The 8,586-nt window shown below is 70.3% G+C and carries 5 protein-coding genes and 2 pseudogenes; 6 read left to right on the top strand and 1 reads right to left on the bottom strand.

All coding sequences use genetic code 11. The features are described from left to right. A pseudogene (locus AC27VN_RS24315) lies at window positions 1-234 on the bottom strand (tRNA (adenosine(37)-N6)-threonylcarbamoyltransferase complex transferase subunit TsaD); the annotation flags it as partial. Between the two features lie 80 nt (window positions 235-314). Between AC27VN_RS24315 and AC27VN_RS24320 the strand changes: the two are divergent. The 6 genes and pseudogenes from AC27VN_RS24320 to AC27VN_RS24345 form a co-directional block, all read left to right on the top strand. After that, a complete protein-coding gene (locus AC27VN_RS24320) occupies window positions 315-1,607 on the top strand; it encodes a nitrate- and nitrite sensing domain-containing protein (RefSeq protein ID WP_490878170.1) in 1,293 nt (430 codons plus the stop codon). 339 nt (window positions 1,608-1,946) lie between these two features. Next, on the top strand, window positions 1,947-3,191 hold the full coding sequence (locus tag AC27VN_RS24325) for a CmpA/NrtA family ABC transporter substrate-binding protein (RefSeq protein WP_057592152.1): 1,245 nt from the start codon (window positions 1,947-1,949) through the stop codon (window positions 3,189-3,191). A 10-nt stretch (window positions 3,192-3,201) separates the two neighbouring features. Further along, window positions 3,202-4,119, top strand: a complete 918-nt coding sequence (gene ntrB / locus AC27VN_RS24330; RefSeq protein WP_490878171.1) for a nitrate ABC transporter permease — start codon at window positions 3,202-3,204, stop codon at window positions 4,117-4,119. Next, entirely contained in the window at window positions 4,116-4,925 is an 810-nt protein-coding gene (locus tag AC27VN_RS24335; protein WP_093339406.1) for an ABC transporter ATP-binding protein, read from the top strand. The genes ntrB and AC27VN_RS24335 overlap by 4 nt, the downstream gene beginning before the upstream one ends. A gap of 90 nt (window positions 4,926-5,015) precedes the next feature. Continuing rightward, window positions 5,016-6,328: pseudogene (locus AC27VN_RS24340) on the top strand (FAD-dependent oxidoreductase); the annotation flags it as partial. Next, a partial coding sequence (locus AC27VN_RS24345) for a molybdopterin oxidoreductase family protein (RefSeq protein WP_490878172.1) occupies window positions 6,314-8,586 on the top strand: 2,273 nt, incomplete at its 3' end. The pseudogene AC27VN_RS24340 and the gene AC27VN_RS24345, both read left to right, overlap by 15 nt.

The following is an 8,586-nucleotide window of genomic DNA, read 5'->3' on the forward strand; positions in this document are numbered from 1 at the left end:
GTCGACCTCCGCCAGCGTGCGCCCGGCCTCGGCCATCACGGCATCGGTCAGCGGCAGCACGCGGCGGATGTGGTCGCGGCTCGCGAGTTCGGGCACCACGCCGCCATAGGCCTGGTGCATCGCGATCTGGCTGTGCAGCGCATGCGAGCGCAGCACCGGCAGCGCGTCGCCATGCGACTCGACCAGCGCCACGCCGGTCTCGTCGCAGGAGGATTCGATTCCTAGAAGCAGCATGGCCGCGAGTGTAGGCGGCGGGCGATAGGGGCTGCTGGCGCGGGGGTACGGCACGGATGTTGCTGCTCGTCCGGCACCCCATGAAATCCGGACTGCACTTCCTGATCGCCGCGCGGCGCAGCGAGATCGACGCGCTCGAGCAGCTCGCGCGCACCAGCGAGCTGGTCGGCGCCGTCGGCCGGCTCGTGCATGCGCTGCAGCGCGAGCGCGGCCTGTCGAATGTCTTCCTGGCCTCGCGCGGCGCGCGCTTCGGCGACCAGCGCGATCCGCAGATCGCCGAGTGCGTGGCGCTCGAGCAGGCGGTGCGGCTGGGCTTCGACCGGCTCGAGGCCGAGGCGCAAGGCCGCGCGGGCGACGGCAACCACACGCGGCTGTTCAGCCGCATCGCCTGGGTGCTGCCGGGCCTCGATGGCCTGCCGGCCCTGCGCCGGCGCATCGGCGCGCTCGAACTGCAGCCCGCGCAGGCCACCGCGGCCTTCGCCAAGCTGGTCGCGGGGCTGCTGTCGGTGGTGTTCGAGGCCGCCGACGGCGCCACCGACCCCGAGATCTCGCGCCTGCTGGTGGCGCTGTTCAACTTCATGCAGGGCAAGGAGTTCGCGGGCCAGGAGCGCGCCCTCGGCGCCGCCGCCCTCGCCACGGGCCGCGTCGACGACGCGCAGCGGGCCCAGTGGCTGCACCTGGTCGAGTCGCAGGAGCGCTGCTTCCAGGTCTTCACCGAGTTCTCCAATCCCGCGCTGCTCGCGCTGTGGCGCCAGAGCCAGAGCGACAGCACGCTGGCCGGGCTCGAGCGCATGCGCCGCATCGGCACCGTGCACCCGGGGGCGGCGCCCGCGGGCGGCCTGCCCGACCCGCGGCTGAGCCAGGCCTGGTTCGACTGCTGCAGCGCGCGCATCGACGCCATGCGCACCGTCGAGGACCAGTTGGCCGATGACCTGCGGCTGCAGTGCGGCCACAAGACCGAACAGGCGCGGCGCGAGCTCGAGGACTACCGGCGCCTGCTCGACACCCTGGCGCCGCGCGACGACGGCGAGCGTTTCTTCGACGACGTGCTGGCGCCGGTACCGGCCGCCGCGCGCCCCGCCGCGCCCGAGGCCGCCACGCTCTACGGCCGCACGCTCGAGCGCTCGGTGCTCGACATGGTGCAGGCGCAGTCGCGCCGGCTGCAGGTCATGGGCGACGAGCTCGAGACCGTGCGCGCCTCGCTCAACGAGCGCAAGCTGGTCGAGCGCGCCAAGGGCCTGCTGATGGCGCACCGCCGGATGAGCGAGGAAGAGGCGCACAAGATGCTGCGCCAGACCGCGATGAACCAGAACCGCCGGCTGGTCGACGTGGCCGAGTCGGTGCTCGCGATGGCCGACTACCTGCCACGCTGATCGGTCCGCTCTGGTGCAGTGCACAACAACCGTGCCTGCCGACGCGCCGGCCGCCCTTCCCCGCCGAATCGAAGGCCCGGGCGCACCCATACGGCGCATCGAGCTAGCAAAGCCATAGCAAAACCACGCGCGCCGAGGCTGGCACGCGCTTTGCTCAAGACAGTGCATGAGGCCTGCGGGCCTCCAGGCAGAGGGCCCCCAATGGCGGGGGCCGTCCACCGACCCGGACAAAGGCGTCCTTATCCCGCGGGGCTGGCTCGTTTGCGAGCAGCCCCCTGCGGTGGTGAGGACGCCTTTTCGTTTTTGTCTTCCGCCTTTCTCTTCGCAGGAGTCCGCCCCATGTCCGATCCGCTGCAAACCAAACTGAGCCGGCGCCGCGTGCTGCAGGCCGCCGCCATCGGCGCCGTCGGGATCGATCCCGCGTTGCGCGCCGCCGTCTGGGCCCAGGGCTCCGACAAGCCCGAGAAGGAGGAAGTGAAGATCGGCTTCATCCCGCTGACCGACTGCGCCAGCGTGGTGATGGCCTCGGTGCTGGGCATCGACAAGAAGTACGGCGTGAAAATCGTGCCGAGCAAGGAGGCGAGCTGGGCCGGCGTGCGCGACAAGCTGGCCAACGGCGACCTCGACATGGCCCACGTGCTCTACGGCCTGGTCTACGGCATGCACCTGGGCCTGAGCGGCCCGAAGAAAGACATGGCCGTGCTCATGACCCTCAACAACAACGGCCAGGCGATCACGCTGTCGAAGAAGCTGGCCGACAAGGGCGCGGTCGACGCGGCCTCGCTCGCCAAGCTGATCGCCAGCGAGAAGCGCGAATACACCTTCGCCCAGACCTTCCCGACCGGCACCCACGCGATGTGGCTCTACTACTGGCTCGCCTCGGCCGGCATAGACCCGTTCAAGGACGTCAAGAACATCACCGTGCCGCCGCCGCAGATGGTGGCCAACATGCGCGTGGGCAACATGGACGGCTACTGCGTGGGCGAGCCCTGGGGCCAGCGCGCGATCATGGACGGCATCGGCATCACGGCCATCACCACGCAGGACATCTGGAAGGACCATCCCGAGAAGGTGCTCGGCACCACGGCCGAGTTCGCGAAGAAGTACCCGAACACCGCGCGCGCCGTGACCGCCGCCGTGCTCGAGGCCGGCAAGTGGATCGACACCGGCCTGCAGAACAAGAACAAGATGGCCGAGACCATCGCCGACAAGAGCTACGTCAACACCAGCGTGGACGCGATCAACCAGCGCATCCTGGGCCGCTACGTCAACGGCCTGGGCAAGAGCTGGGACGACCCCAACCACATGAAGTTCTACAACGGCGGCGCGGTCAGCTTCCCCTACCTGTCGGACGGCATGTGGTTCCTCACGCAGCACAAGCGCTGGGGCCTGCTCAAGGAGCATCCTGACTACCTCAAGGTGGCCACCGAGATCAACCGCATCGACATCTACAAGCAGGCGGCCGCCGCCACGCAGACGCCGGTGCCCAAGGACCCGATGCGCAGCAGCAAGCTGTTCGACGGCTCGGTCTGGGACGGCAAGGACCCGAAGAAGTACGCCGAGTCCTTCAAGCTTCATGCATAGGGAGAACACCATGGTCAGCGCAGTCTTCCATTCGCCGCTCGAGGCGGTCGCCGCGCCGTCGGCTCCGGCCATCGCGGCCAAGCCCGCCGCCGTCATCGCGGCGCCCGTTCGCCCCGCGCGCAAGTCCGAGGCGCGCACCCCGCTCGACCTGCGCGCCTTCTGGATGCGCGTGCTGCCGCCGCTCGCGGGCTTCGGCCTGCTGCTGCTGGTGTGGGAGATCGTGGCGATGCGCAGCACCACCGGCTTCCCCTCGCCGCTGGCGGTCTGGCAGCAGGCGCTCACGGTGTTCAGCGATCCCTTCTACAGCAAGGGCCCCAACGACCAGGGCGTGGGCTGGAATGTGCTGTCCTCGCTGCAGCGCGTGGCGCTGGGCTTCGGCCTCGCGGCGCTGGTCGGCATTCCGGCGGGCTTCGCGATCGGGCGCTTCGAGTTCCTTGCGCGCATGTTCAATCCGCTGATCAGCCTGCTGCGCCCGGTCTCGCCGCTGGCCTGGCTGCCGATCGGCCTGTTGGTGTTCAAGGGCGCCAACCCGGCCGCGATCTGGACCATCTTCATCTGCTCGATCTGGCCGATGGTCATCAACACCGCCGTGGGCGTGCAGCGCGTGCCGAGCGACTACATGAACGTGGCCAGGGTGCTGAACCTCAGCGAATGGAAGATTCTCACCAAGATCCTGTTCCCGGCCGTGCTGCCCTACATGCTGACCGGCGTGCGGCTGGCCGTGGGCACCGCCTGGCTGGTGATCGTGGCGGCCGAGATGCTGACCGGCGGCGTGGGCATCGGCTTCTGGGTCTGGGACGAGTGGAACAACCTCAACGTCGCCAACATCATCATCGCGATCTTCGTGATCGGCATCGTCGGACTGGTGCTCGAGTTCGCGCTGATCAAGCTCGCGACGGCCTTCACGTTCGAAGAGGTGAAATCATGATCGACGAATCGAAGTACATCGAGATCCACGGCGTCGAGCAGGCCTTCAAGACGCCCAAGGGCCGCTTCGTCGCGCTGCGCGACGTGCACCTCGGTGTGGCCAAGGGCGAGTTCATCACGCTGATCGGCCACTCGGGCTGCGGCAAGTCCACGCTGCTGAACCTGATCGCCGGCCTCACCACGCCCACCGCGGGCGCGCTGCTGTGCGCCAACAAGGAGATCAAGGGCCCGGGCCCCGAGCGCGCCGTGGTGTTCCAGAACCACTCGCTGCTGCCCTGGCTCACCTGCTTCGAGAACGTCTACCTCGCGGTCGAGCGGGTGTTCGCCGCCACCGAGAACAAGGCGCAGTTGCGCGCGCGCACCGACGCGGCGCTGGCGCTGGTCGGCCTCACGCCGGCGGCGCAGAAGCGCCCCGGCGAGATCTCGGGCGGCATGAAGCAGCGCGTGGGCATCGCGCGCGCGCTGTCGATGGAGCCCAAGGTGCTGCTGATGGACGAGCCCTTCGGCGCGCTCGACGCCCTCACGCGCGCCAAGCTGCAGGACGAGCTGCTGGCGATCGTGCAGAAGACGCGCAGCACGGTCGTGATGGTCACGCACGACGTGGACGAGGCCGTGCTGCTGAGCGACCGCATCGTGATGCTGACCAACGGCCCGGCCGCCACCATCGGCGAGGTGCTCACGGTCGACATCCCGCGCCCGCGCAACCGCGTCGAGCTCGCGGAGGACCCGGCCTACGTGCATGCGCGCAAGGCCGTGATCGACTTCCTCTACACGCGCCAGGGGCACGTGGAGAAGGCCGCGGCCTGACTCGGGCGCGCGCCGGGCCGCCCGGCGCACAGGTGCGCACCAGCGCCTCGCCCGCTCGATATCCGCTCGGTCGCAGAAAGGCAGGGCCCCATGAAGAAGATGAAACTCGTGCTGATCGGCAACGGCATGGCCGGCGTGCGCACGCTCGAGGAGCTGCTGAAGATCGCGCCCGGCCTCTACGACATCACGGTGTTCGGCGCCGAGCCGCATCCCAACTACAACCGCATCATGTTGTCGCCGGTGCTCGCGGGCGAGCAGACGCTCGACGAGATCGTGCTCAACGGCTGGGACTGGTACCGGGACCACGGCATCGCGGTGCATGCCGGAAAGAAGGTGGTCGAGGTCGACCGCGTGAAGCGCATCGTGCGCGCCGACGACGGCACCGAGGCCGCCTACGACCGCCTGCTGGTCTGCACCGGCTCCACCCCCTTCATGCTGCCGGTGCCCGGCAAGGAGCTCGAGGGCGTGATCGCCTACCGCGACATCGCCGACACCGACTGCATGATCGAGACCGCGCGCACGCACCGCCACGCGGTGGTGATCGGCGGCGGCCTCCTGGGCCTCGAGGCCGCCAACGGCCTGATGCGGCGCGGCATGGAGGTGACGGTGGTGCACGTCATGCCCTGGCTCATGGAACGCCAGCTCGACGAGGCCGCGGCCCGGCTGCTGCAGCAGTCGCTCGAGGAGCGCGGCCTGAAGTTCAGGATGGGCGCGCAGACCCAGGAACTGGTCGGCGGCGAACATGGCCGCGTCACCGCGATCCGCTTCAAGGACGGCAGCGAGGTCCGGGCCGACCTGGTCGTGATGGCCGTGGGCATCCGCCCCAACGTCGAGCTGGCCGAGCGCATGCGGCTGCACTGCCACCGCGGCATCGTGGTCACCGACACCCTGCAGACCGTGACCGACGCGCGCATCTACGCGGTCGGCGAATGCGCGGCGCACCGCGGCATCGCCTACGGCCTGGTGGCGCCGCTGTTCGAGCAGGCCAAGGTGGCGGCCAACCATCTCGCGCAGTTCGGCATCGGCCGCTACCAGGGCTCGCTGACCTCGACCAAGCTCAAGGTCACGGGCATCGACCTGTTCAGCGCGGGCGAGTTCATGGGCGGCGAAGGCACCGAGGAGATCGTGATGAGCGACCCCTTCGGCGGCGTCTACAAGAAGCTGGTGCTCAAGGACGACAAGCTGGTGGGCGCCTGCCTCTACGGCGACACGGTGGACGGCAGCTGGTACTACGAGCTGGTGCGCGAGGGGCGCAGCGTGCAGGAGATCCGCGACCGGCTGATGTTCGGCGAGGCCCTGGCCGGCGATGCCGGTGGCGAGGGCGAACCCAAGGCAGCCGCATGACCGACACCCGCTCCACCTGCCCCTACTGCGGCGTCGGCTGCGGCGTGATCATCGAGTCCGAGGGCGCGCAGATCACCGGCGTGCGCGGCGACCCGGACCATCCGGCCAACTTCGGCCGCCTCTGCACCAAGGGCTCGACCCTGCACCTGACGGCCAGCGCACCGATCACGCGCCAGACGCGGCTGCTGCGCCCGATGCAGCGCGCGCGCCGCGGCGAGGCACCGCAGCCGCTGGGCTGGGACGCGGCGCTCGACGATGCGGTCAGCCGCTTCGCCGGCATCGTGCAGGCGCACGGCCCCGACGCGGTCGGCTTCTACGTCTCGGGCCAGCTGCTCACCGAGGACTACTACGTCTTCAACAAGCTCGCCAAGGGCCTGGTCGGCACCAACAACATCGACACCAACTCGCGCCTGTGCATGAGCAGCGCGGTGGCCGGCTACAAGCAAACGCTGGGCGCCGACGCGCCGCCCGCCTGCTACGACGACCTGCGGCATGCGCAGTGCCTGTTCATCGTCGGCAGCAACACCGCCTGGGCCCATCCGATCCTGTTTCGACGCATCGAGGACGCGAAGGCCGCCAACCCGGCGCTGAAGATCGTGGTGGCCGACCCGCGCCGCACCGACACGGTGGAGATCGCCGACCTGTTCCTGCCGCTGCAGCCGGGCACCGACGTGATGCTGTTCAACGGCATGCTGCACCTGATGCTGCGCGAAGGCTGGATCGACGCCGACTACATCGCGGCCCACACCAGCGGCTTCGAGGCGCTGAAGGCCACGGTGGGCGACTGCACGCCCGAGACGGTGGCACGGGTCTGCGGCCTGTCGACCGAGCAGCTGTTCGAGGCGGCCCGGCTGTTCGCCACCTCGCCGGCCACGCTGAGCCTGTACTGCCAGGGCCTCAACCAGTCCTCGAGCGGCACCGCGAAGAATGCCGCGCTGATCAACCTGCACCTGGCTACGGGCCAGATCGGGCGCGCGGGCGCGGGGCCGTTCTCGCTCACCGGCCAGCCCAATGCGATGGGCGGGCGCGAGGTCGGCGGCCTCGCGAACCTGCTGAGCGCGCACCGCGACCTCGCGAACCCCGCGCACCGCGCCGAAGTGGCGGCGCTCTGGGGCGTGCCCTCGGTGCCCGCGCGGCCCGGCAAGACCGCGGTCGAGATGTTCCAGGCCGCGGCCGACGGCGAGATCCGCGCGCTGTGGATCGCCTGCACCAACCCGGCCCAGTCGATGCCCGACCAGGCCACGGTGCGCCGCGCGCTCGAGCGCGCCGAGTTCGTGGTGGTGCAGGAAGCCTTCGCCACCACCGCCACCTGCGCCTACGCCGACCTGCTGCTGCCGGCCACCACCTGGGGCGAGAAGGAAGGCACGGTCACCAACAGCGAACGCCGCATCTCGCGCGTGCGCCCCGCCGTGCCGCCGGCCGGCGAAGCACGCCACGACTGGTCGATCGCGGCCGAATTCGCGCGCCGGCTCGAGGCGAGGCTGGGCCGCGCGGCCACGCTGTTTCCCTACGAGAACGCCGAGTCGGTCTGGAACGAGCACCGCGAATCGACGCGCGGGCGCGACCTCGACATCACCGGCCTGAGCTGGGCGATGCTCGAGCACGCCGGCCCGCAGCAATGGCCGCTGCGCGAGGGCGAGACGGCCGGCCGCGCGCGCCTGTACGAAGACGGCGTGTTCCCCACGCCCGACGGCCGCGCGCGCTTCGTCGACACCGTCTACCGCCCGCTGGCCGAGCCGCGCGAACCGCGCTGGCCGTTCTCGCTCAACACCGGCCGGCTGCGCGACCAGTGGCACGGCATGAGCCGCACCGGCAACGTCGGCCGGCTGTTCGGCCACGTGGCCGAGCCTGCGGTGCAGATGAATCCGCAGGACATGGCGCGGCGCGCGCTACGCGAGGGCGACCTGGTGCACCTGAGCTCGCGGCGCGGCTCGATCCTGCTGCCCGCGCGCGCCAGCGAGGAGATCGCGCCCGACCAGGCCTTCGTCGCGATGCACTGGGGCGGCGAGTACCTGGGCGGCTCGTCCTCCAGCGGCACGCCGCTCGCGGGCATCAATGCCGTCACCACGCCGGCGTACTGCCCCATCTCGAAGCAGCCCGAGCTCAAGCACGTGCCGGTCAAGATCCTCAAGGCCGAGCTGCCCTGGTCGCTGCTGGCCATGGCCTGGCTGCCCGACGACGACGCGCTGGCCGCGCGCCGGGCGCTGCAGGCGCTGATGGCGGCCTTCCCGTTCGCGGCCTGCGTGCCCTTCTCGGGCGCCGACGGCAGCCGCGGCGGCCTGCTGTTCCGCGCCGCCGCCTACGAGGCGCCCGACGA

Source organism: Variovorax sp. 20P10.2.4 (genome assembly GCF_058244205.1).

What these genes read in the sequence shown, in the direction of transcription:
- ntrB (WP_490878171.1), top strand. Translation starts at nt 3,202, where the DNA reads ATGGTCAGCGCAGTCTTCCATTCGCCGCTCGAGGCGGTCGCCGCGCCG.
- AC27VN_RS24325 (WP_057592152.1), top strand. Translation starts at nt 1,947, where the DNA reads ATGTCCGATCCGCTGCAAACCAAACTGAGCCGGCGCCGCGTGCTGCAG.
- AC27VN_RS24335 (WP_093339406.1), top strand. Translation starts at nt 4,116, where the DNA reads ATGATCGACGAATCGAAGTACATCGAGATCCACGGCGTCGAGCAGGCC.
- AC27VN_RS24320 (WP_490878170.1), top strand. Translation starts at nt 315, where the DNA reads ATGAAATCCGGACTGCACTTCCTGATCGCCGCGCGGCGCAGCGAGATC.